15 protein-coding genes are annotated in these 24,121 nt (G+C 47.1%); 14 read left to right on the forward strand and 1 reads right to left on the reverse strand.

The window, feature by feature from the left end:
• Position 1 precedes the first annotated feature (1 nt).
• The 11 genes from JUB15_RS17205 (at position 2) to JUB15_RS17255 (ending at position 12,414) form a co-directional block, all read left to right on the forward strand.
• Entirely contained in the window at positions 2–1,699 is a 1,698-nt protein-coding gene (locus JUB15_RS17205) for a RagB/SusD family nutrient uptake outer membrane protein (RefSeq protein ID WP_242696390.1), read from the forward strand.
• Between the two features lie 29 nt (positions 1,700–1,728).
• Positions 1,729–4,758: a SusC/RagA family TonB-linked outer membrane protein gene (locus tag JUB15_RS17210; protein WP_207513734.1), complete on the forward strand. Its 3,030-nt coding sequence runs from the start codon at positions 1,729–1,731 to the stop codon at positions 4,756–4,758.
• 2 nt (positions 4,759–4,760) lie between these two features.
• Complete coding sequence (locus JUB15_RS17215; protein WP_207513735.1) at positions 4,761–6,155, forward strand: SGNH/GDSL hydrolase family protein; 1,395 nt, start codon at positions 4,761–4,763, stop codon at positions 6,153–6,155.
• Positions 6,156–6,195: 40 nt separating this feature from the next.
• Positions 6,196–7,083 carry an ROK family protein gene (locus JUB15_RS17220; protein WP_207513736.1) on the forward strand — a complete coding sequence of 296 codons (888 nt, stop codon included), beginning with the start codon at positions 6,196–6,198 and terminating at the stop codon, positions 7,081–7,083.
• A 35-nt stretch (positions 7,084–7,118) separates the two neighbouring features.
• A complete protein-coding gene (locus JUB15_RS17225) occupies positions 7,119–8,129 on the forward strand; it encodes a LacI family DNA-binding transcriptional regulator (RefSeq protein ID WP_207513737.1) in 1,011 nt (336 codons plus the stop codon).
• Positions 8,130–8,246: 117 nt separating this feature from the next.
• Positions 8,247–8,819: an RNA polymerase sigma-70 factor gene (locus JUB15_RS17230; RefSeq protein WP_207513738.1), complete on the forward strand. Its 573-nt coding sequence runs from the start codon at positions 8,247–8,249 to the stop codon at positions 8,817–8,819.
• 246 nt (positions 8,820–9,065) lie between these two features.
• A complete protein-coding gene (locus JUB15_RS17235; RefSeq protein WP_207513739.1) occupies positions 9,066–9,803 on the forward strand; it encodes a helix-turn-helix domain-containing protein in 738 nt (245 codons plus the stop codon).
• 53 nt (positions 9,804–9,856) lie between these two features.
• A complete protein-coding gene (locus JUB15_RS17240) occupies positions 9,857–10,801 on the forward strand; it encodes an NAD(P)-dependent alcohol dehydrogenase (protein WP_207513740.1) in 945 nt (314 codons plus the stop codon).
• A 134-nt stretch (positions 10,802–10,935) separates the two neighbouring features.
• Positions 10,936–11,412 (forward strand): DUF2214 family protein, encoded by a 477-nt coding sequence (locus tag JUB15_RS17245; protein ID WP_207513741.1) that lies wholly within the window; start codon positions 10,936–10,938, stop codon positions 11,410–11,412.
• A 175-nt stretch (positions 11,413–11,587) separates the two neighbouring features.
• Positions 11,588–11,914 carry an ArsR/SmtB family transcription factor gene (locus tag JUB15_RS17250; RefSeq protein WP_207513742.1) on the forward strand — a complete coding sequence of 109 codons (327 nt, stop codon included), beginning with the start codon at positions 11,588–11,590 and terminating at the stop codon, positions 11,912–11,914.
• Positions 11,911–12,414, forward strand: coding sequence for an SRPBCC family protein (locus tag JUB15_RS17255; RefSeq protein ID WP_207513743.1), 504 nt, complete (start codon positions 11,911–11,913; stop codon positions 12,412–12,414). Before JUB15_RS17250 ends, JUB15_RS17255 begins: the two co-directional genes overlap by 4 nt.
• 69 nt (positions 12,415–12,483) lie before the next feature.
• Here JUB15_RS17255 and JUB15_RS17260 read toward each other — a convergent pair whose 3' ends face one another.
• Positions 12,484–16,599 (reverse strand): two-component regulator propeller domain-containing protein, encoded by a 4,116-nt coding sequence (locus tag JUB15_RS17260; protein ID WP_207513744.1) that lies wholly within the window; start codon positions 16,597–16,599, stop codon positions 12,484–12,486.
• A gap of 222 nt (positions 16,600–16,821) precedes the next feature.
• Between JUB15_RS17260 and JUB15_RS17265 the strand changes: the two genes are divergently transcribed.
• The 3 genes from JUB15_RS17265 (at position 16,822) to JUB15_RS17275 (ending at position 24,114) form a co-directional block, all read left to right on the forward strand.
• A complete protein-coding gene (locus JUB15_RS17265) occupies positions 16,822–19,920 on the forward strand; it encodes a SusC/RagA family TonB-linked outer membrane protein (protein ID WP_207513745.1) in 3,099 nt (1,032 codons plus the stop codon).
• A 22-nt stretch (positions 19,921–19,942) separates the two neighbouring features.
• Entirely contained in the window at positions 19,943–21,466 is a 1,524-nt protein-coding gene (locus JUB15_RS17270; RefSeq protein ID WP_207513746.1) for a RagB/SusD family nutrient uptake outer membrane protein, read from the forward strand.
• Positions 21,467–21,537: 71 nt separating this feature from the next.
• A complete protein-coding gene (locus tag JUB15_RS17275; protein WP_207513747.1) occupies positions 21,538–24,114 on the forward strand; it encodes a cellulase family glycosylhydrolase in 2,577 nt (858 codons plus the stop codon).
• The last annotated feature ends 7 nt before the right edge of the window (positions 24,115–24,121 follow it).

The raw sequence follows: 24,121 nt of genomic DNA on the forward strand, positions 1-24,121 counted from the left end.
TATGAGTCGTCTTAATAAATCATTCTCTTTAACAATGCTGGTTGTTCTCACGGCGCTGGTGAACACCGGTTGCAAAAAAACATGGGAAGATGTGCCCCTGGAGCAATTCACCGAAGAATATGTTTGGGATGTGAACGACTCGCTGGGAACAAAGGCCCGTGGTTTTCTGGCCGACATGTACCGCAATTTACCAGGCGGTTACAACAGGGTCAGCACCGACCTGCTCGATGCTGCCTCCGACGATGCCATATCATCGGCTACCGGCAACACCATGATCCAGAAAATAGCTACTTCCAGTTTCACTTCGCTCACCAACCCGGAGGATATCTGGGATAACGCGTATAATACCATTCGCAAGGCGACCGTGTTCCTGAACAACTTCGACAAAGTGCCACTGAATACCCTGTTGGCCGATGGCCGTCCGGCCAAACCAGCGTGGCGGGGAGAAGCCCGTTTTTTACGGGCCTTCGCTTATTTTGAGCTGTTGAAAAGATATGGCGGTGTACCCATCATGGGCGATTGGGTGCGACAGGTAAACGATGATGTAAGTGTAGCCAGAAGTTCGTTTGAAGCAACCGTCAGCTATATAGTATCAGAATGTAATATGGCTGCCGACAGTTTATACATCGATCCAATAGAAGACAGCAAACTGGGTTATGTTACCAAAGGAGCGGCCATGGCTTTAAAGGCCAGAACGCTGTTATATGCCGCCAGCCCTTTGTTCAATGGCGGCAATATTGAAGCCGGCAATACACTAACAGGGTATACAGACTATAATGCCGAACGCTGGAAACTGGCCGCCGATGCAGCCAGAGAACTGATCGATTACGGCAGGTTTGCCCTGGAAGATCAATTTAAAAATATTTTCATCATTCCCAATAGCCGTGAGGTCATTTTTTCGAAGGTGCAGGGCCCTAACCAGGACCTGGAAAAAAATAATGGTCCGGTTGGCTATGCAGCGGCTGTTTCGGTTGGCCGTACCAGTCCTACCCAGGAACTGGTAGACGCTTTTCCTATGAGCAACGGCCTGCCCATAAATGACCCTGCCTCGGGCTACGATGCAGCTTTTCCCTATGCCAATCGCGATCCGCGGCTAACGTTCACCATTTTCTACAATGGTTCGCAATGGATGAACAGACCGGTGCAAACGTTCGAAGGCGGCCTCGATAAGCCTAACACCAACGTGCAACAAACCCGCAGCGGTTACTATATGCGTAAGTTCATGGGCAATTTCGAGAATGAGAACAACCTGGCCAACACTTCGCACAATTTTGCATTTTTTCGTTACGGCGAAGTATTGCTGAATTATGCCGAAGCTTTGAATGAGTACACAGGACCGGTACAGGAAGTGTATGATGCATTGGCCGCCATTCGCCGCCGTGCCGGCCTTAACCCGTATACACTGGCGGCCGGATTGACCAAAGAGCAGATGCGCGCTATCATCCGCAATGAAAGGCGAGTGGAGCTGGCATTTGAAGAGCACCGTTTCTTCGACATCCGCCGCTGGAAGATAGCAGAACAGGTTATGAACACGCCCTTGCATGGCATGCGCATAGACGTTTCCAGCGCCGGCACCAAAACGTACCAGCGCATTCAAATACAGCACCCACAGTTCAAAGCGCCGGCCATGTATCTGTATCCCATCCGGTACGACGAAGTGGCCAAAAACCCGAACATGCAACAAAATCCCGGCTGGTAACATTCATAACCATTGCTAATTCATGCATTATGAAAAGTATTTCTCTCCATTTAATTATAATCATACTGGTATTGCCTGTGTTCACAATGGCGCAGCGGACCGTTACAGGAATTGTAAAAGACGACAACGGCCCTGTGGCCAATGCCACCATCAGCGAAAAAGGCAACGGCGCCAATGGTACCACCGCAGGTAACGACGGAAGATTCCGGCTTACCCTGCGGTCGAAATCGAATATCCTGGTCGTTTCCTATATTGGCTATGTAACGCAGGAAGTAACTGTAAAAAGCGATAATATCGAAATTACGCTGCAGGCCAGCCGCGGCGCCATGGAAGATGTGATCGTAGTGGGCTTTGGTAAAAAGCAACGCATCACAAATACAGGATCCGTAAGCACGATCAAAGCCGAGGAGATCAGGCTGGTGCCAACTGCCAATGTACAAAACGCCTTGTCGGGCAGGTTGCCGGGATTCTTTTCGCAGCAACGGTCCGGCCAGCCGGGTAATGATGCAGCGGATTATTTTATCAGGGGCGTCAGCTCACTGAATGCCGAAGGCAACCGGCCGCTGATCATTGTAGATGATATTGAATATACGTACGTGCAACTGTCGCAAATAAACGTAAACGAAATAGAAAGTATCTCCATTCTCAAAGATGCTTCCACTACCGCCATTTATGGTATCAAAGGCGCTAATGGCGTACTGGTTGTTACCACCCGCCGCGGCAGCCTGGGCAAACCCCGGGTAAACGTACGGTCAGAAGCCGGCGCACAGGTGCCTACTTTTAAACCAAAATTTCTGAACGCCTATCAAACTGCTCTGCTGGTAAATGAGGCACGCGCCAACGACGGACTGGCCCCGCAGTTCACACCGGAAGAACTGCAGCATTTCCAAAATGGCGACGATCCCTATGGCCATCCTGACGTGAACTGGTACGATGCCATCTTTAAAAATTATTCCGTGCAGGCCAACACCAATGTAGACATTTCCGGAGGTACTGGAACTGTAAAATATTTCACCTCTTTTGGGGCGCTTACCCAAAACGGCGCCATTAAAGATTTTTCCGGGAACAAGGAGAACCTGAACACGAATTACTTTTTCCGCCGCTTCAACTTCCGGACCAATCTTGATATCCAGGCAACCAGAACACTGAGCCTTCGCCTCGATGTGACCGGCCGTTTCGGGATGATCAACACGCCCAATACCAGTAATATTATGGAAGAGATCTACAACTTTGATAAAATTACTCCGTATGCGGCGCCCTTTATGAATCCCAATGGCACTTATGCCTATGCCTATAATACAAAACACAGTTTACCTACATTGAATGCCAGGCTTGCCTTATCGGGTTATACCCGTACCAAGCAAAATGATCTGAACATTTTGTTTGGCGGCACGCAAAAGCTCGATGCTGTATTGCGCGGCCTCTCGTTCACCGGTCGCATCGCCTATGCCAGCACCTGGGATGTATGGCGCAAACTGCTGCGCGATCTGCCGCCCAGTTACCATTACGACGCAGCCACCGGTTCTTACAGCATAGATCCCCGTGGCCGCTACAGCATGCCTACGTATGCCGTAAGCGCCGGCAGTAATGTTTCAGATAAACGGGTGAATATCCAGGCCTACCTGAACTACGACCGCATTTTTGGCGATCACCAGGTGCGGGCGATGGTGCTGCTGAATCAAAGCAGTTATACCAACCAGGCATCCGTGCCCGAAAATTTCCGCGGTTATAGTTTGTCTGCCGGCTACAACTACAAAAGAAAATACCTCGTAGATCTAAACATGGCTTATAACGGTTCAGACCGTTTTCAAAGCGACAACCGCTACGGTCTTTTCCCGGCAGTGTCAGCCGGTTGGAACATAGCCGCCGAACCATTCTTTGAGAACCTGCTGCCTTTTGTCAAGCTGTTCAAACTGCGGGCTTCTTATGGCATGGTAGGCTCAGATGCCGTTTTGAGCAATCGTTACATTTATGAACAGGTATATGAACCGGGAGGCCATTATTCATTTGGAGAGACCAGCGGGGCGAGCCAGGGCATCAGGGAAGGAACGCTGGGTAATGATCGTGTAACCTGGGAAAAGAAAAAATCGCAGAACTATGCGCTGGATGTGAACCTGCTGCAGGACCGGCTGTCGTTTACGGTGGAATATTTCCGGGACCTTCGCATAGACCAGCTCGTATACCGCGGTTCGATCCCGATGGTCCTCGGTATTGGCACGCCGCCCGTGAACATTGGCTCTGTAAGGAACAGGGGCTGGGAACTGATAGCCACTTACCAGGATAAGATCGGCAATGTACAATTCAATATTACACCTACCATTTCCGTAGCCAGGAATATTGTTCTGTTCAAAGACGAAGCCGCGCAAAGATATCCCTGGTTAACCGCAACCGGTCATCCCATTAACCAGCCCTTTGGCTACAGATGGATCGGCTTTTACCAGAACCAGGCCGATATCGACAAAAGCGCCAAACCGAATACCGGCAGTGTGAAGCCCGGCGACCTTAAGTATGAAGACCTGAACGGCGACGATGTCATAGACCAGCTGGATATGGCGCCCATCGGCAAACCCAACCTGCCATCAACGAATGTGGGATTGACACTGGGAGCGCGCTATAAGGGATTCAGCATGAACGTGCTTTTCCAGGGCGCCTATGATTACAGTTTCAGTATCATCGGCAGCGGTATCGAGCCCTTTAAAAGCCAGTTCCAGCCCATACACTTACAACGATGGACACCTGATAATCCGGAAGGCGCCCTGTTTCCCCGTTTAACAACCGATGCCGCCAGCGTGAACAGCGGAACCAATTATATGTCCGATTTCTGGCTTATCAATGCACATTATATCAGGTTGAAAACGGTAGAGCTGAGTTACCAGGTACCCGACAGCTGGTTGCCTTTGAAAATAAACAACGCCCGTTTTTACATAAGCGGTTATAACCTGTTTACCTGGACGAATTATAAAAAATACCAGCAGGACCCCGAAACTGCGAGTAACTCTGTGGGAGATTCATACCTTAACCAGCGGGTATTGAACCTGGGGTTACAGATCGGCTTATAATTATGAAGAAGCATTACATAACAAAAGCTGCCCTGGTAATAGCCCTGGCAGTTTGCAGCACAACACAGGCGCAGATAACGCCTTTTAAGAAAGGCGACCGCATCGTATTCGCAGGTAACAGCATTACCGATGGCGGCCATTATCATTCGTATATCTGGTTGTATTACATGACGCGTTTTCCCAACCGGCGAATAGATATTTTCAATGCAGGTATTGGCGGCGATGTGGCCGGCCAGATCTATGACCGGTTCGATGGAGATGTTGCTGCCAAAAAGCCTACGGTTATTGCATTGACCTTTGGCATGAATGATACGAAGTATGGAGAATACCTGCAACCCGATGCCGATGAAGTGGCGCGTAAGGCGATAGCACAATCCCATGCAAGTTATTTGAAGATTGAACAAAAGTTGAAAGCGTTGCCTGCAGTGCGCAAGATCCTGATGTCGTCTTCGCCGTACGATGAAACGGTAAAGGGCAGGGGCAATTACTTCCCCAAAAAAAGCCTGGCCATGCTGCAGGTGGCCAAGTTTCAGGAAGAGGCGGCCAACAAAAACCAATGGGGATTCGTGGATTTTAACCGGCCGATGACAGCCATTAATCAACAATGGCAGCAAAATGATTCCACATTTACGATATGCGGCAGCGACCGTGTTCATCCCGGCCTGGACGGACATATGATAATGGCTTACATTTTCCTGAAGGCACAGGGATTCGCCAATAAAGAGGTAGCTACCGTAGTTGTTGATGCGGCCAATAAAAAGCTGCAAAAGGCATCCAATTGTGCAGTGACCAATCTTACCGCTACAGCCAATTCGGTGCAATTCGATTACCTGGCCAATGCATTGCCTTATCCGCTGGATACCGTTCCCAGGGGTTGGAACAATACCACCCGGCAATCAGATGCTGTCAGGTATATTCCTTTTATGGAGGAAATGAACCGGGAATTGTTTACCGTAAAAGGATTGAAGCCAGCTAAGAACTATGTGTTGCAGATAGATGGAGAAACCATTGGCAGTTTCTCCGGCGCGCAATGGAGTGAAGGCATTAACCTGGCAGCACAAAACAGAACGCCCCAATACCAACAGGCTTCCGCCGTGCTGTTATTGAACGAGGAACGCTGGGAGCTGGAACGGCGTTTTCGCATGCACGCCTGGATGGAGTACAATATTCTGAAAGAACATGGCCTGTTGCATAAAGATGACCTTAACTCAATGGACACGATCAGGGTGCTGGCAGAAAAGAACGGATGGATAAAAGGGAATATGGACAACTATACCCGTTCACGCGTACCCGCCATTCGCCAGGCATGGCAAAAAGAAATGGAAGTGTTGATCAGCACTATTTATACGATTAATAAACCGGTAAACAGGCATTGCATTATTAAACAACTTGATTAGGGCAATAGCGGGTATCCGTAACTGGTGTGACTATAGCGGTATGAACAATACATTGATGGGTGCAGCAGACATAGGCGGGTCACATATAACAGCGGCTTTGGTAGAAGCAGAAACAGGAATGGTGTTGCATAATACATGGCAACGCAATATGGTGCCCGCAACAGGCACCGTTGATGAGATTATCGATGCCTGGAGCCGCGTGATCACCGGCTGTTACGTGCACCAGCATTCGAAACCGGTGAAATGGGGCATTGCCATGCCGGGGCCGTTTGATTATGAGAGCGGCATTTCTTATATCCGCGGACAAAACAAGTATGATGCATTGTATGGTTTGAATGTAAAAATGTTGCTGGCGGATAAACTGGGCATAAAAAAGGAAACCATTCACTTTACCAACGATGCCGCCTGTTTTCTGCAGGGAGAAGTAGTGGCAGGCGCTGCCATGTCGATGAACGAGGTGATCGGTTTAACCCTGGGAACCGGCCTGGGATCTGCTACCTTCCAAAATGGCAAAGTGCTGGATGCAGGGTGGTGGAGTATGCCGTTCAGGGAAGGCATTGCCGAAGATTATTTGTCGACCCGCTGGTTTACCAAACGCTATCGCGAACTGTCGGGAAACACAATTGATAATGTAAGGCAGTTGTTGGAGGTCAGCGACCGCCTTTTACTGCAAAATATCTTTAACGAATTCGGGCATAACCTGGGGCATTTTCTGTTGCAGGCCATTTCGCAGGAGCGGATACAACTGGTAGTACTCGGCGGTAATATCGCCCAGACCTTCCATTTATTTGAGAAGGCGTTATTGCATTGTTTAACACAGGCGGGGAGTAATACATCAGTAAAACCCGCTGTGCTTGGCGAACAGGCGGCATTGATAGGAGCAGCTGCCGCAGCCATGGAGGAACAGGAAGTCCATGCCGGTAAATGATCATGGCGTTTTACAAACCTTTGACCAGAGTCACTATGAAAGTCACCATCAGGGATATTGCCAGAAAAGCCGGCGTGGCCCCGTCCACCGTTTCAGCCGTATTGAATGGCAAAGCAAAGGAATCACGCATCAGCGAACAACTGGCTGATCGAATAAGATTGATCGCTTCGGATATGGACTATCAGCCTAACTATACAGCGGTAAGTTTGCGAACCGGCAAAACGCGGGTGTTGGGCTTGATCGTGGAAGATATTTCCAACGTGTTCTTTGCTACCCTCGCCAAGATCATAGAAGAGGAAGCCGACAGGGTTGGTTACAAGGTATTGTATTGCAGTACCGAGAACAATGAAGCAAAAGCACGTGAACGCATCCGCATTTTCAATCAGCGGCAGGTAGATGGCTTTCTTATTACACCAACTGCCGGCATGCGGCCATTTATCAGTGATCTGTTGAAGCAACAAAAACCCGTGGTGCTCATGGATCGCTATTTTCCGGAGCTGGACGCACCGCATGTACTGGTAGATAATTATAATGGCGCGCGCCTGGCTATGGATCATTTGCTTGAAAAGGGATACCGGAATATAGGATTTGTGACCATCAGCCTCGATCAGGTGCAGATGCACCAGCGGAGGCAGGCCTGGGAGCGGTCGCTGGCCGAATTTGGTGTGCCGGCAGCACCGCATCAGGTACTGGAATTGTGTTACCACAGCAGGCCGCAGGATTCCATTGAACAGATAAAGGCATTTATCAGCAGCACGCAGCTCGACGCCGTATTTTTCGCTACCAATTATATTGGGGTATACGGACTGCAGGCCCTCAAGCAACTGGAAATTTCGATCCCGCAGCAGCTGGCCGTGGTGTGTTTCGATGACCATGATATTTTCGGTTTATTTTCACCCGGTATTACCATTGTCGAGCAGCCGGTACAGCAGATCGCCCATACGGCCATGCAGCTGTTGATGAGGCAGTTTGAGGGATCGCCCATGATGATCAAAGAATTGCAGGTGCTCAAATCCGGGAGACTGATTGTCAGGGCTTCTACCTGAAAAAGAAAAAAAATTTTTATCAGCAGTGGGGGTGGCCGGGCGGTCGTGTGACTTTAAAAGGAAGAAGCATTTATTATTTTGTTGATATTTCTTAAGTTTATATTCAAATACGTTTGCATGCCCCAATCTGTGCTTTATGCCGGTCTTTCAGATTCCCAGCTTTTTCACCTGGTAAAAAAAGATGATATCAAGGCATTTGAAGAACTGTATAATCGACACTGGCCCGGCCTCATAGATGCCGCTTATCGCCGTTTGCAGTCGCGCCAGAAAGCAGAAGATCTGATCCAGGACATCTTTGTTAGCCTTTACCAAAAGCGGCATACGCGGGAAATCACTACTTCTGTTAAAGCATATCTATACCAGGCGCTTAAATTTAAAGTTTTGAATATCTACCGGGATGAGTTTACCCGTTCAGCGTGCCGTAAGGACCTTTTTTTAAACGACAATTGCAAAACCGATTCTGCGGATTATTGTGAGGCGCGTGAACTGAACACCCGCATTATGAAAACATTACATTCATTGCCCCAAAAATGCCGCGAGGCGTTCCTGCTTAGCCGGGAAGCGAATCTTTCCAACAGGGATATTTCAGTAGGGATGAATATTTCGGTAAGTACCGTTGAAAAGCATATCGGCAAGGCGCTGCGCATCCTGAAGAACAATCTGCGCGACTATAGCTTTATGGTAGATTAGGGTGAGTATGGAGTTCCCGACACGATTATGCTGCAACTATTATTTCATTTTCTCAAAACTATCAATTGAAGATTGAATATCAATTAACCGGGCATGAACGGTTCCCAGTTGCTTCTTTTTAGCCGCTGCGCTGTCGTATTATCTGGTAAACAGGTTACAAGTTTGATTTCTGCAGGAAAAAACGTAATATAGCGGCGCAGTGAGACAACCAGATTCAGCGGAAAAAAGAAAGAAAATAAGGACAGGATGACCAAACAGAAAATTAATCCCTTCATTCTTGCTCTTAAAGCTTACAATCTTACGGTAGAAATTCATCACCACTCGGCATATCAAATTGTTTTATCCAATGATACTCCATTTACTTCCACTATCAGCGGTCAGGTGTGTGAGCAAATTCACGGCTTTTTGCTTAAACCGCATGTGCGGCATTCCTGTGTTGCAGAAAAAGGGAGTTTAAATGTTTTGAACATAGAACCATACTCAAATATTGGTCTGGAGTTATCCCGCAGGTTTCATAATAATCAGGACTACATAACTTTCAATTCCCCGGCTGAAATAAATACTTTCTTTGAAACAGGTAAAGATGCTTTCGACGTTCACACCATTATAAATACGCTGCTATCCAAACTGCCTGTTGTTCATTATGATGAAAGGGTAATAAAAATAGTTGAGTATATTAATGCTAATTACTTCAAACAGGACATAACACCAAATACCTTTGCCGATGTAGTCTTTCTTTCTCCATCCCGTTTAGCTTCCCTGTTCAAAGAACAAACAGGCAGCAGCTTGTCTAAATATTTATTATGGACAAGATTACGCCAGGTTACTTATCTTATTCTTTCAGATAAAGACAGAACCCTTACAGACATTGCTTATGACACCGGTTTTTATGATTTGCCGCAAATGAATAAGTACATGTATGAAATGTTTGGGATGCCGCCAAAAGCCTTGAAGAACAATAGTGATCTGATACAAGTTTACTAATCTGGCAGATTGCAAATTTGTGCTATCAAAATAAACGATAAAAAAATAGCACAATGAAAGCAATAGTTTATCAAAAGTTTGGAAACGCCGACGTTTTACAAACTATTGAAATGACAACGCCCTTTATTCAGCCAAACCAGGTTTTAGTAAAAGTAAAAGCAGTCTCCATTAACCCTTTAGACTGGAAGATCAGGAAAGGACAAATGAAACTGATGTCAGGATCCGGATTCCCAAAGAGCACAGGGGTTGATTTTGCCGGTATTATTGAAGATACCGGATCCGCTGTAACCAATTTTAAAAAAGGCGATGAAGTTTTTGGCGTAGTAAAAAATATTATGAAAGAGGGCGCCCTGGCAGAATATGTGGCTGTGCCTTCCTCAACCGTTTGGAAAAAACCAAAACACCTGAATTTTTCCCAGGCAGCCTCTATTCCTGTTGTTGGCGCAGCCGCTGTCACTGCATTGGAAAAAATGGGTAACATACATTCACAGACTCAAATTTTGGTAAATGGTGCAACTGGCGGTTTTAGTTTATTGCTCCTGCAACTACTCAAAAAAACAGGCGCGCGGGTAACGGCAGTTACAAGCACCAAAGCAATGGATTTTGCAAAAGAACAGGGAGCTTCTTTTGTAATTGACTACACAAAAGAAAATGTGCTTGCACAGAAAAACAAGTATGACATTGTAGTTGATCTGTCGGGCAAAATGAGTTATGCGAGTGCCAGGCCAATAATGAAACGCAAAGCCCTGTTCTTAAACGCTACCCCAAAGCCAATTGAAATTCCCACATCACTTATCAAAAACTTATTTACCGGCAAAAAACATCTCGTCATCCTCTCGAACCCATCTGCAAACAATATGGAGATCTTGTTAAACGCCATCGATGCCGGCCTGCAAATTGTAGTAAGCAAAGTGTTCCGGTTCGCTCAATACAGAGAAGCCTATCAATATGCTGAAAATGGCGGTTACGTTGGCAAAATAGCTGTAGAACTAAATTAAACCACTTTTACATTATAATAAATCGAAAAGCAAGGTCAACGCAGCGATCTGTGGGAGCCTCCCTTTGTTTCGTACCAGATCCTTTGCTCGTTACGTTGCCCACTTATTTCAAATTAACAGAGAATAATACGCTAATGTATCTACAAACCATACGACAGTTACTGCTCATTATCCATCTTTCCGGTCTTACACTGATGGCCGGCACCACGGTTGCCGCCTTCGTCACTTTTCGTGCTTTCATAAACAGGTTTAACATAAAAAGTGAAGGTACATCAGCGCTTTTAAAACTTTTATCGAACCTGGGCGCAATAAAAGGGATAGGTGGTATTTTGCTGATACTTTCCGGTATCGGACTTACGATCGTAACCGGTTCAGTGTTCTTACACATGCTCTGGCTTCAGCTCAAACTATCCATTATTCTGCTGATGGTGCTTAATGAAATGCTGATAGGGAACAGGCAACTAAAAAAGTTGACAACCGCTTTTTCTGAGAATAATTCCGATGGCGCTACCGTGATAAAAATGACAGTTCCTAAGATCGTTGTTTTTTACACGATTCAACTGTTGCTGTTTTTGGGAATCATTGTACTGGCGGTTTTCAAATTTAATTAAGCTGCTCATTAAATGCTCCTGAAACGCGGGGGTTTTGGGCATTTCTTCTTCTTGCCATCCGAGCCTATACGCCTGACATTTACTTCCGCTCTCAATTTCAACGTGAAAAAAAATATTGCGCAACCAGATAATTGCACATATATTTGCAACCAGATAGTTGCAAATAGATCCAAAGATGGAAACAAGAAGAGATATATTTCAGGCAATTGCCGACCCTACCAGGCGGGCAATCATCGCCCTGATTGCAGTGCAGGCAATGACGCCCAATGACCTTGCCGAACATTTTCATACAAGCAGACAGGCTGTGTCAAAACATATTAAAATCCTGACAGAGTGCGAACTGGTAAAACAGGAACAGCAGGGCAGGGAGATCTACTACTCACTCCAGATCCAAAAAATGAAAGAGATTGATAAATGGTTAGACCAATTCAGAAAGCTGTGGGAAACCCAATTCAATCAACTAGATAAAGTATTAGCAACACTTAAAAAACAAAAAAAATGACATCCAATCTGCTATTTGATTTTACTGTTGACAAAACTGCAAAAAAAGTGTTCATCACCAGAGAATTTGATGCCGAACTTTCGCTGGTATGGGATGCTTTTACCAAACCGGAGCTTTTAGACCAGTGGGGGGCGCCTAAACCGTGGACGGCAAAAACAAAGTACATGAACTTTGAGGTGGGTGGACGCAGGTTTTATGCGATGGTGAGCCCGGAAGGCCATGAACGTTGGGCCATTCAGGAATACACTTCCATTACCCCAAAGACCAACTTCAAGATGTTCAATACATTTGCAGACAAGGATGAAAACCCTGAATTACCAGGTTCTGATTGGGATTTTAATTTCAGCGAACAGGGGGAAAGAACCAAAGTGGACATTATTATTTATAACGAATCGCTTGCCCGGCTGGAGAAGATGATTGAAATGGGCTTCAAAGAAGGATATACTATGTCGATGCAAAACCTCGAAGATTTGTTGAAAACTTTGTCGCAACAGCAATAACAAACAAAAAATAGAACGGGCAAAACCACCGTGTTCATGATTTGACAGCTTTTGGGATGGCTTAATAACCTATTTCCTCAATTCCTGTAAATACTGCGAGGGCGTTTTGCCAAATTCTTTTTTGAATGCTTTTGTAAAATAGGATTGTGTTTGCATGCCTACCCGGTACATTACTTCAGTGATAAGCACATCTTCTTCCGTCATGATCTGTATAGCTTTACGAAGACGCACCGTGCGTACAAAATCGCTGATCGCCTGGCCGGTTACGTTTTTGATCATCTGGTGAAGTTTTGTGCGGCTCATTCCCATCTGCCGGCAGATGTATTCAACGTCCAGTTCAGGATTGCTGAGCTGTTCTTCCACCACAGACAATAATTGATCTATAAAATCCTTGTCCTTAGCTGCATGCACCAGGGCTTTTGTTTCATGATGCAGGTCTTTTGAGCAGTGATCTTTAATAATTTGGTGATGGTTGAAAATGTTCCTGATGGTCAAAAGCATAAGCTCGGTGTTCAGCGGCTTTGAAAAGTAAAAATCGGCGCCCGATTCAACGCCCTCTATATTAGACCTTATGGCTGCCTTTGCGGTAAGCATGATAAATGGTATGTGTTTCGTTTGTTCATCTTCTTTTATCTTCTTACAGAACTCCGTCCCATTCATTACAGGCATCATTACGTCGCTGATGATCAGGTCCGGTGTTTTTTCCCTGGCCATCAGGAAGCCGGTATGCCCGTCTTCTGCTTCCCATACAAAGAACTCCGCTGAAAGCGTTTCCTTCAAAAACTGACGTAGCTCTTCATTATCGTCCACGATGAGCAGGTGTTTTACCTGTTGTGTACCTTTTTCTTTTTTTCTTTCTTCCGGTTGTGTCAGGAATGGCCCTTCGTATTTATAATCCAGGCTTTCTATATTCACTACCGGTTCTTTTTTGTTTTGCATCCATTTCTCATCGATTGTGTAGTCGTTTTCACTTACCGGGAGGGCAACGATAAATTCCGTACCCTTATGCCTTTCGCTATATACACTGATCGATCCTTTGTGTAAAAAAGTCAGGCTCCTGACAAAGGCAAGGCCTATGCCGGAACCTAAATGGGAATCCGTGATCTTGTAATAGCGCTCAAACAGGTGTTTTATAGAGTCCCTGGAAATGCCGGTACCGTTGTCGCTTACCTGAATAAAAATATATTCTTTTCCATGATAGTTGTTTTTAAGAATAAGTTCATTTTCAAAGGAGGGTGTCAGTTCATGCAGTGTTTTTGTTGCCTTTACTGTGATTGTTCCTCCGTTTGCAGTGTATTTGAACGCATTACTGATCAGGTTCATGAGGATCTTTTCCAGCACCTGCCTGTCGAACCACAGTTGCGGCAGTTTATCCGGCACGTGAACGGAAAAATCGATATTTTTCGCTTCTGCCAAACCGGTGAACTCATCGGCTATTTCCTCCAGAAATATTTCCAGGCTCCCCGGCATTACCTTTAGTTTAAGCACACCCGATTCGGCCTTCCGGAAATCCATGAGTTCATTCACGAGACCTAATAAACGGCTTGCGTTCCGGTGCATGGTCTGGTAATGATGCTGGAACCGGCTGGCAGGTTCTTCCTTTTGCAGTATTTCCAGCGGTCCCAGTATCAATGATAACGGGGTCCTGAATTCATGTGAAATATTGGTGAAGAACTGCAGCTGCATCCGGTGCATTTCAATACGTTTTGTTTCTTCCAGCTTCTGCAGTTCGAGTCTTCGTTTCAAAAATAAATATGCAGCTGCTGCTGCAAGCAGTATTGCTGCAATCAATGTTTTAAACCACCAGGTGTTCCAGAAAGGGGGCGTCACGATAACCCGGATAGCAGTAGGAACCTCGTTCCATACACCATCATCATTCGAAGCTTTTACTTCAAAAGTATAACTGCCAGGCGGCAAATTGGTGTAAGTAGCCTTATGTTCATTGCCGGCATAATTCCATTCATCATTTAAACCGAGCAGGCGGTAAGCGTATTGATTGTTTTCAGGCACGCTGAAATTCAGGGCGGCAAAATCGAAAGAGAAGGTAGACTGGGTATACGAAAGTTTGATCTTTTTCGTGTAGCTGATGTCGTTTGCTAATAGAGAAGGGTTATTAGCCGGTGTTATCTTTTCATTGGAAATCTGAAAGCCGGTTATGTATACCGGAGGTACAAACGGGTCTGGCTGAATATCCCCGGGATCAAACATATTAAATCCGTTTACTCCACCAAATAACAACTGGCCACTTCGCGTTCTCAGGTAGGCATTGGCTTCAAACTCCAGTCCCTGTAACCCGTCTGCCGTATTAAATTTTTTAATTGATTTTTTCTCCGGATGAAACCTGGTCAGGCCATTCGAAGTAGCGATCCAGAAATAGCCATCGTTGTCTTCACAAATACCTTTGATGAATTCATTTGACAATCCGGCCTGACCGGTAAAAAGCGCGAAAGATCTTTTTTCTTCGTTAAAGAGGTATAATCCTGCATGGCCCGCCCATAAACGGCCTTTACTATCTACGAACAATACCCGCAGGTCAGGCATTTTCTCTTCGTTAATAAAATAGTTTACGAACTTTTGTGTCTGCTGCTCCAGGCAGTTGAGGCCGCCGTCATCGGTACCGAACCAAAGGTTTCCTTTTTTGTCCTGGCAAATGGAAACAAAATTATTGCCCATCGGGTGGGTGAGGTGCTGGTCGTCGCTTTCTACCCGTTTGAACGTTTGTGTTTTCCGGTCAAAGAGGTTAAGGCCGCCATAATAAGTAGCCACCCAAAGACGCCGCTGATCATCTTCAAATACCTGTTGTACATAATTAGAGCTGATGGAACCGGGTTCTGCCGGGTTATGAAGGAAACGGCTAAAGGTGCCGGATTTCCGGTTAAACAAATTCAGCCCGCCGCCCCATGTGCTTACCCATAAATTACCATATGAATCCTCCGAAACGTGAAGAACTGCGTCGGAGCCAAGGCTTTTGGCGTTGAAAGGATTGTAACGGTAGTGCACGAACCGTTTCGAGCCAGGGTCAAATGCGTTCAGGCCGCCACAATCGGTGCCAATCCAGATCTTTCCGTCCCGGTCTTCAAAAAAACATTTGACATCGTTATAGCTCAGGCTGTTTGGATGGAATTCTTTTTGAAATAGTCCGAAGTTTTGCTGTTTTGGAACATACAGGTTAACGCCGCCGCGATGTGTACCTATCCAGAGGTTTCCCTGCCGGTCTTCCAAAAGTGCCGAAACCGTACGTTGAGAGAGGGTGGCCGGGTTCGCCGGCTCGTTTTGAAAGCGCTGAAAAGTTCCGTCATTTAAAAGCAGGTTCAACCCACCGTTGACGGTGCCCACCCAAAGGTTGCCATGTTTATCTATTTCGATACTTCTTACCAGGTTGCTGCCGAGGCTCGACGGATCTTTATCGATGTGGTAATAATGTTGCCAGAGTTCTTTTTGCGAATGATATGCATACAGCCCATCATCAACCGTACCTAACCACAGTGTAGCGCCATCGCCGGAATGGATGACCCGGATACCCTTCGGTAATGTGCCACCATGGTAGGTGTTCAGGGAAACAAGGGACCTTGTTTTGTTATCAAGATAAAAAAGGCCTTTTTCCGAACCAGCCCATATCCTGCCCGACGAATCCTGGTACATGCAATTCAACTGGTTTTCCGGCGCTGTATGGATTTCCTTTGCATACACCCGTAAAAAAGACTTTGTCTCCGGCTGATAAAGGTTCAAACCGCTCCAGGTGCCGATCCATAACTCGCCGGTTTTGCTCTCACAAATACTGGTGATGAGATTATGGCTGATGCTGGATAAGTTCCCGGGCCTGGATTTAAAACGGGTGAACCGACCGGTTTTCGGATCGAAGCGGTTAAGGCCGTTACTGGTTCCTACCCAGATAACGCCCGATTTATCCTGACTGATACAACGCACATAATTGTCACTGATACTGTTGGTGTCTGAGGAATTGTAGCGGTAAACTACCATATGGTTCCCATCGAACCGGTTCAACCCGTCGCGGGTGCCGAACCAAAGGAATCCCCGGTCGTCCTGGAAAATACATTCAATGGTGCTGTTCGAAAGCCCCTGTTCACCCGAAATGTGTTTAAAGCGAAGGTTGGTGAATTGCGGCAAACAAACGGCCGGCCAAAAAGCCAGGACAAACATCCAAAAAACAAAATGGCAACGCATGTATAAAGCAAGTTTAAGATAGCACAGCCGTGCCATGGTTTGGAACCGTGGCACGGCTCGTATAACTGCTAAAATAGCTTCAAAAGCGATAGCAGCGGTCAAACAACCGCGAATTTGAACACCAGGACCAAAGGAATGAACAGGACGACAAGTCTTTGGCGGCCTTCCAATGTAGTTTAGTCCGTCTGATTCAGTCTCTTCTATATTTATAAAACTGCCAAAATGAAAAACAAACGACTGCTTCGCTTTTCGCTTTTTTGTATGGTTTTAATGACCGGTATAAGCACCTATGCACAGAAGGCCATAACCGGAAAAGTAAAGGATGCCGCAAACCAACCTTTAACTAATGTTACCGTAAGCGTGAAAGACCGCCCGACGGCAACGACGAAAACCAATGAAAACGGGGATTTTACAATATCTGCCTCCCCGGGTGAAACACTTCAATTTACTTCAGTTGGATTTCTGGCCAGGGAATTGAAACTGGGCAATGACGGCGCCCTTACAGTTGTTTTGAACACAAATCCCGCCAGTATGGATGAGGTAGTGGTAATAGGTTATGGCAACACTTCGCGCCGGAACCTTACCACCGCCGTTTCTAAAATTGACCCCAAAGGCGTACCACAGGCTGCGAATAACTCGGTGACCCAACTCATATTTGGCCGGGCGCCGGGCACCGTGGCAGTACAAAACAGCGCTGAACCCGGCGGAAATATTGATGTATCCATCCGCGGCAGGGGTAACCCGCTCGTTGTAGTAGATGGTGTGCTGCTGCCGTTTTCGGGCCTGGAACCGGGCAGCGGTAACCGCACCATGAATGGCAACGTAAACCGCGGTGGTTTTGCCGGCATCAACCCGAATGACATTGAATCCATTGAATTCCTGAAAGACGCCAGCGCTTCCATTTACGGTGTGAATGCAGAAAATGGGGTGATGATCATCACTACCAAAAAAGGCCGTGGCCGCAAAACCAGTGTGAGCTATGACGGCAGCCGGTCGGTAGTTAAGAATATGGATTATTTCCAGCCGCTGAACGCCACTGAATACATGAATTATTACAATCAGCTAACGCTCGACAAGTATTTGTTTGATAATAAAATGGCGCCCTTTGGAACGACGCCGGTCAATCTTACCAATTATTATAACAGTCCTACCATAAAGCCTTTCACCGAAGACCAGATCAACAACGCCGGCGCAGGCACCGATTGGCTGGGTCATGTGTTGCGGGACGGCAGCATCGACAATCACAATATCAGCATCAGTGGGGCTACCGACAAAGTGAATTACTATTTTTCCGGCGGCTTTTTCAATCAAAAAGGCACGGTTCATAACTCCGGAATGAAACGTTATACCGGCCGTATGAACCTTACATTTAATCTGACTTCTTTTCTGTCTTTAACTGCCAATGTGAATTATGGCCGTAACGATTACCAGAATTCACAGGCCGGGGCGCAGACTGCCAGCGTCGGCCCCGAGGGCTTTGGTGCCGTGCAGGCGGCAATCGCTTACCCCGCCTATTTACCTGTATATGAACCGGGCACCAGTAAATACACCCAGTTCCGCATTATCGGTAACCCGCTTTCCCTAATGAACATTAGCGACAAAACAAATAATACCAGCCTGTTTGCCAGCTTTTCGGCCGACATCAAATTGATCCCAAAGCTGTTGACCGCCCGGCTGCTGTATGGTAATAATACCGAAAATGCCGAACGTAACTTTTTTATTCCTTCCACCACCTATTTCGATCAGTTGAATCGTTCACGCGGTGCATTGTCCACTTCCAAACGGCAGAACCAGACGCTGGAGGCGACCGTTTCGTATAAACAGCGGCTGCTGAACGCCGTTAATGTGGATGCAATGGTTGGTATGGGACAATACCCGACGGCCAGTTTCGGTTTTACTGCCACCGGCGCCGATATGATGGATGCGATCGGCACCGATGCATTGGGTACGGCATCGCTTGGTTCCCAAACTGTTTCTTCCTCCCGGAACGAGACCAAATTACGGTCCTACTTTGCCAGAACTTCTTTTGACGTTCTGGACCGTTATATGCTATCGCTTTCTTTCCGCTACGACGGCTATAGCCAGTTCTTCCCGCAAAACAAATACGCTGCTTTCCCCAGCGCCTCGCTCGGTTGGAAAATTTCAAACGAGTCTTTCTTTGAAAACATAAAGTTTATCAATCTGCTGAAATTGCGGGCCAGTATCGGCGTTACCGGAAGTGCCGGTTCGCAGGCTTATGGCACCTTCAGTCCCGACGGCTATGTAGTTACCTTCAACAATGGTGCAGTGGCTTATGTGCCTTATTACTTAACCCAGTTGGATAATCCGGATCTGCAATGGCCCAGAACGGTAAACAAAAACCTTGGGGTTGATTTCAGCTTTTTAGGCGAACGCATTACCGGGTCCTTCGATGTTTTTCGCGATGACCTTACCCGTTTGATCACGAACGTGAACACCCCCATGTTGTCACAAATTTCCACGGCACCGGTAAACAGCGGCCACCGCGTACGTCAGGGATGGGAGTTGGGCATCAACACCGTCAACGTTCGCAAAGCCTCTTTTGAGTGGACAAGCCTTATCACCCTTTCGCGCACCACGTTACGGTGGGAAGAACGTTTTGTAAATACGTTCCTGCGAGGCTGGCAAAGCGAAAAGGACCTCGTTAATTCCTATTATGTTTATAAAACTGATGGTATTCTTGACGGGGTGAAAGCCATCCCTGAATCGCAACCGGCCAGCGCCCGCCAGCCAGGTACACCGATCTTTGTGGACCGCAACGACGATAAAAAATTAGATACGGCTGATGTATACCGAATCGACCCTGACCCAAAGCTGGCCATTGGTTTTGGCAATACCTTCCGGTATAAGGGATTTGACCTCGGTTTGATGTTTTACGGGCAGATAGGCGGAAAAGCCACCACGCCGGCTGCTGCCTGGAGCAATGCCGTGGATTTTGTTGTAGGCAGTCAGAATGGTGTTCGGGAACTGAATGAAGTGTGGGCAACCTCCAATCCCACCGGCTCCCGCCCGGGTGTGGCGTATAACGAAAGCGCATTGGGTTTACCGGTAGGTACCGATATCGGCTTGCAAAAAACCGATTTCTTACGCTGCCGGAACATTACCCTGGGTTACACCTTTAACTCAGGCAAACTCACCCGCTATATTTCGAATTTGCGCTTGTATGCAGACGTACAAAATGCATTTATTATCACCAATTTCAAATATGTAGACCCGGAAGTAACCGTTGCCAGTGTAAAGGGCGGCCCTGCGCCGTATCCTATGGCAAGAACCTGTTCCCTTGGTGTAAGAGCAAATTTCTAACGAACGCTTAAACTTTTTATAAATGAACAAATTATTAGTGCTTCTCACACTGGCTGCTGTTGCCATTGGCGCCGGTTGTAAAAAAGGACTCGACCGAACTTCATTTGGCGTGCTTTCTCCCGTGAATTTTCCAAAAACAGAGGCAGAATTTGAGACCTATGCACTGGAGGTGTATAAACCTTTTGGTTCTAAATGGTCGTATAGCGATGGAGGTAACCAGTACCTGTGGCATGGCATGGAATGGAGCAACACATTTATTAATGATCTTCCTTCCGACCTCATCGCATCTTTCCCTGAGTGGGGCGGGTATTGGACAGAAATGAGCGCCGCTAATTTTCTGCCGCGCATTAATCATGGCACCAATGGTCATTTTCAAAAAACAAGGTTTATCACCCGTATCACCAAGATCATCGCCGACCTGGAGAATGCTTCCATTTCCGACGCAAAGAAAAAACAATTAGTGACAGAGGCGCGCATGGCAAGAGGCTGGTTGATGTATTATTTGTATACGCTATACGGAACGGTGCCGGTAATATTGGATGCTTCAAAGATCGGAACCGAAGCGGAAGCGGATCTTACCCGGCCCGATAAAGCCACCTTCGTGGCGGCTGCAGCAGAAGACCTGCGCTATGCAGCGGATAACCTGGTAAAAACGCCGGCGGAATATGGCCGCTTCAACAAGGGCATTGCCCTCGGCGTGCTGATGCGGCTGTATCTGTTTGATAAAAATTATCAAAAAGCGGAAGCCGTGGGCAGGGAGATCATGGCCATGGGTTATAATCTCATTCCCAACTACCAGGACCTGTTCAGGGTGGCCACCGAGAAAAACAATGAGACCATCTGGGCTGTTTCGGTTGACCCGGCGGGAGATGGCTCCGGAGCAAAAGGCAATTTTAATGCCTGGGGCTTTTATACCTATCCGTCCGACTATCCGGGTTTGTTATCTACCGGCCCCAGAAAAGGCGGTTATTCAAATCCCTCATCGTTTACTGCTACCTGGGGTTTTTATGATTCATTCGATCCTTTGGATAAACGAAGAGCGCTACTTATCACTACTTACAATGCCGTCAATAGCGCCGGTAATCCAACCGGGGTAGTAAAAACAAGGGCCAGCCTGCGCGGGCCGGTAATAGCCAAATACCCCGATGATGATGCCACGGCTTTTCAGGGCAACGACATTCCCGTTCTCCGTTATGCAGATGTATTGTTAATGATGGCGGAAGCCATTAATGGACATGCAGGACCGACCAGCGAAGCTATTGGTTTTGTGAACGAGGTAAGAGCCAGGGCTGGTGTAGGCGATCTGCCGCCTGCCGGCACGGCCACAAAAGAAGCCTTCGCTTCGTCCATTTTACAGGAAAGAGCCTGGGAGCTGTACTTCGAAGGATTCCGCCGTATCGACCTTATGCGTTTCGGTAAATGGAACGAATATTTACAAGCCGCCGGCAAAACACCGAACCCCATCGGGGCCAATGGTTATTTTCCTATCCCACAATATGTGTTGAGCGCCGGCAATGGAAAAATTCAGCAGAACGACGGCTATTAAATCCTGGTAGCATAAGATGTAATATTTTTAGATGAACAATTATGACCAATCGCTAAAGGCAGAAAACGAAAATGAAATTGAAAAAGGTATTGTTACCGGCACTTTTGATACTTTCAGGTTGTACATGGAGTTATGCCCAAAGAGCTACAAAGAACAATCTTGTTTATGTAGACAACAAAGGAGTGATTCGCTATACCAAAGGCGGGGCGGAAGCGGCTTTTTTTGGCGTTAATTATACCGTTCCCTTTGCATATGGGTACCGTTCGGTTAAAGCATTGAACCTGGATCTTAAGAAGGAAATAGACAAAGACGTTTATCATTTTGCCCGCCTTGGCATAGATGCATTCCGGGTACATGTATGGGACGTGGAAATTTCCGATTCGGCAGGTAATCTGCTGCAAAACGAACACCTGGAGCTGTTTGATTACCTGTTGGCCGCATTGAAAAAGCGGGGCATTAAAACCATCATCACGCCCATAGCTTATTGGGGCAATGGTTATCCGGAACGCGATGAACCCACACCCGGTTTTTCTGCCAAATGGGGAAAGGCAAGGGCCAATATAAACGACAGCGCTATCCGGGCGCAGGAAAATTATCTGCAGCAATTCTTCAGGCATGTAAATCCTTATACGAACAGCACCTGCCAGGGCGACCCGGATGTCATTGCAGTAGAGATCAACAACGAGCCCATCCATAGCGGACCAAAGGAAGGCGTTACCAGCTATATCAACCGCATGGTGTCGGCCATCAAAAGCACCGGTTTCACCAAACCGCTGTTTTACAATATCAGCCAGAACACTTCCTATGCAAGTGCTGTGGCTGCTGCCAGTGTAAATGGCTTTAGTATGCAATGGTATCCCAGCGGCCTGGTTGCCAATCGCGAAGTGAAAGGCAATTTTTTGCCGAATGTGGATGTATATGCTATTCCGTTTGATACCATCCCGGCTTACCGTAACAAAGCACGGATAGTATATGAATTTGACCCTGCCGACATTTTGCAGTCGAACATGCTTCCGGCCATGGCCCGCAGTTTTAAAACGGCCGGTTTTCAATGGGCTACACAGTTTGCCTACGATCCGCTGGCGACGGCCTATGGTAATACCGAATATCAAACCCATTATCTCAACCTGGCGTATACGCCCGGTAAAGCGGTGAGTTTACTCATTGCATCAAAGGTGTTCCATCGCGTTCCGCGGCTAAAAACCTTTAGTACCTACCCGGCTGACAGCAGCTTCGATGTGTTCCGCGTAAGCTACAAAAACGATCTGAGCGAAATGAATAGCGGAGATGAATTTTATTACTCCAACAACACATCAACCATGCCCGCTTCGGCGGCAGCTTTGCAGCACATTGCCGGCGTAGGCAGCTCGCCGGTAGTGCAATACGGCGGCAGTGGCGCTTATTTTCTCGATAAACTGGAAGACGGTATCTGGCGGCTTGAGGTAATGCCCGATGCCATACATATCCGTGATCCTTTTGAAAGGGCCTCACCCCAAAAAGAGGTCACCCGTATTGAATGGAACCGGCATGCCATGCAGTTTGTTATCCCCGATCTGGGCGAGGATTTTACATTGCAGCCGCTGAATGAAGGGAACGATTTTGAGGTGACTGTGAACTCCAACCGTTTTCTTATTGAACCGGGCGCTTACCTCGTAACCCGAAAGGGAAAAACCGCTGGTAAGTGGAATGGCGGTGCCCGTACCGGATATCTTATGCTTAACGAATTTGCCGCGCCGGCAATACGGGATACAACTCCGCTACTAACATATCAGCCGGTTACAGATGCAGTAGCCGGCAGGCCGTTGTACCTGCACCTGCAGGCCGTGGGTTTGGACTCTGCCGACCAGATATCGTTTCAACTGCCTGGTTTTGGCCGGGGCGGCGCAAGACCCTTACGCTTTCAACGAACGCAAGGGCATACTTACACGTTAGAACTACCTGCCGGGCTGCTGATACCCGGCGTCATCAACTACCGGATCGTAATTCAAAAAGGAAAGGACTATTATGTTTATCCCGGTAATGTAAAAGGTGATCCTTTGGCCTGGGATTATTACAATACTGCAACGTATGAACTAACGGTTCATCCCGAAGAAAATGCGATCTCCCTGTTCCATGCAGCTACCGATAAACAACCGGTGACGTATGCCGCATCCCGCAAGGGCAATGAAAGCAGGCTGCTTCCCGCAGAACGGCCCCGCAGTTTTGTATTTCGCATGGCCAGTGAACTAACGGCCAACCAGGTGTTTGGCTTTCAAAGCTATGTAAAAGATAAACTGGCAACCCGTCGCTTAGAACCGGGCGCAATGCAAACCATTGTGCTGAGGGCGCGTACCACAAATGCACAACCGCTAACTGCTAAGCTCATCCTCATCACAAAAGATGCGGTTCCCTTTTCAGCAACCATTTCCCTGCCTACATCACTGCAGGATGTGGAGATACCACTGAGCCGTCTGCAACAGGACTCGATGCTTTTGCTGCCAAGACCATATCCCGGCTTTATGCCGCTTTGGTTTTCACCCGCAGGCCGGCATTCGTTTTCAATTGCGGAAGTGGAAAAATTGCAGGTAATCCTATATGCAGATCCCGGTCCTGCTGAAATTATAAAACCTTATTCGATGGAAATTGAATCCATCTGGATTAAAAAATAAGTGTGGC

It is taken from the genome of Longitalea luteola (genome assembly GCF_017356035.1).
Classification (GTDB): Bacteria; Bacteroidota; Bacteroidia; order Chitinophagales; family Chitinophagaceae; genus Niastella; species Niastella luteola.

Coding starts and splice junctions, on each gene's coding strand:
- JUB15_RS17205 (WP_242696390.1), top strand. CDS start 2: ATGAGTCGTCTTAATAAATCATTCTCTTTAACAATGCTGGTTGTTCTC.
- JUB15_RS17210 (WP_207513734.1), top strand. CDS start 1,729: ATGAAAAGTATTTCTCTCCATTTAATTATAATCATACTGGTATTGCCT.
- JUB15_RS17215 (WP_207513735.1), top strand. CDS start 4,761: ATGAAGAAGCATTACATAACAAAAGCTGCCCTGGTAATAGCCCTGGCA.
- JUB15_RS17220 (WP_207513736.1), top strand. CDS start 6,196: ATGAACAATACATTGATGGGTGCAGCAGACATAGGCGGGTCACATATA.
- JUB15_RS17225 (WP_207513737.1), top strand. CDS start 7,119: ATGAAAGTCACCATCAGGGATATTGCCAGAAAAGCCGGCGTGGCCCCG.
- JUB15_RS17230 (WP_207513738.1), top strand. CDS start 8,247: ATGCCCCAATCTGTGCTTTATGCCGGTCTTTCAGATTCCCAGCTTTTT.
- JUB15_RS17235 (WP_207513739.1), top strand. CDS start 9,066: ATGACCAAACAGAAAATTAATCCCTTCATTCTTGCTCTTAAAGCTTAC.
- JUB15_RS17240 (WP_207513740.1), top strand. CDS start 9,857: ATGAAAGCAATAGTTTATCAAAAGTTTGGAAACGCCGACGTTTTACAA.
- JUB15_RS17245 (WP_207513741.1), top strand. CDS start 10,936: ATGTATCTACAAACCATACGACAGTTACTGCTCATTATCCATCTTTCC.
- JUB15_RS17250 (WP_207513742.1), top strand. CDS start 11,588: ATGGAAACAAGAAGAGATATATTTCAGGCAATTGCCGACCCTACCAGG.
- JUB15_RS17255 (WP_207513743.1), top strand. CDS start 11,911: ATGACATCCAATCTGCTATTTGATTTTACTGTTGACAAAACTGCAAAA.
- JUB15_RS17260 (WP_207513744.1), bottom strand. CDS start 16,599: ATGCGTTGCCATTTTGTTTTTTGGATGTTTGTCCTGGCTTTTTGGCCG.
- JUB15_RS17265 (WP_207513745.1), top strand. CDS start 16,822: ATGAAAAACAAACGACTGCTTCGCTTTTCGCTTTTTTGTATGGTTTTA.
- JUB15_RS17270 (WP_207513746.1), top strand. CDS start 19,943: ATGAACAAATTATTAGTGCTTCTCACACTGGCTGCTGTTGCCATTGGC.
- JUB15_RS17275 (WP_207513747.1), top strand. CDS start 21,538: ATGAAATTGAAAAAGGTATTGTTACCGGCACTTTTGATACTTTCAGGT.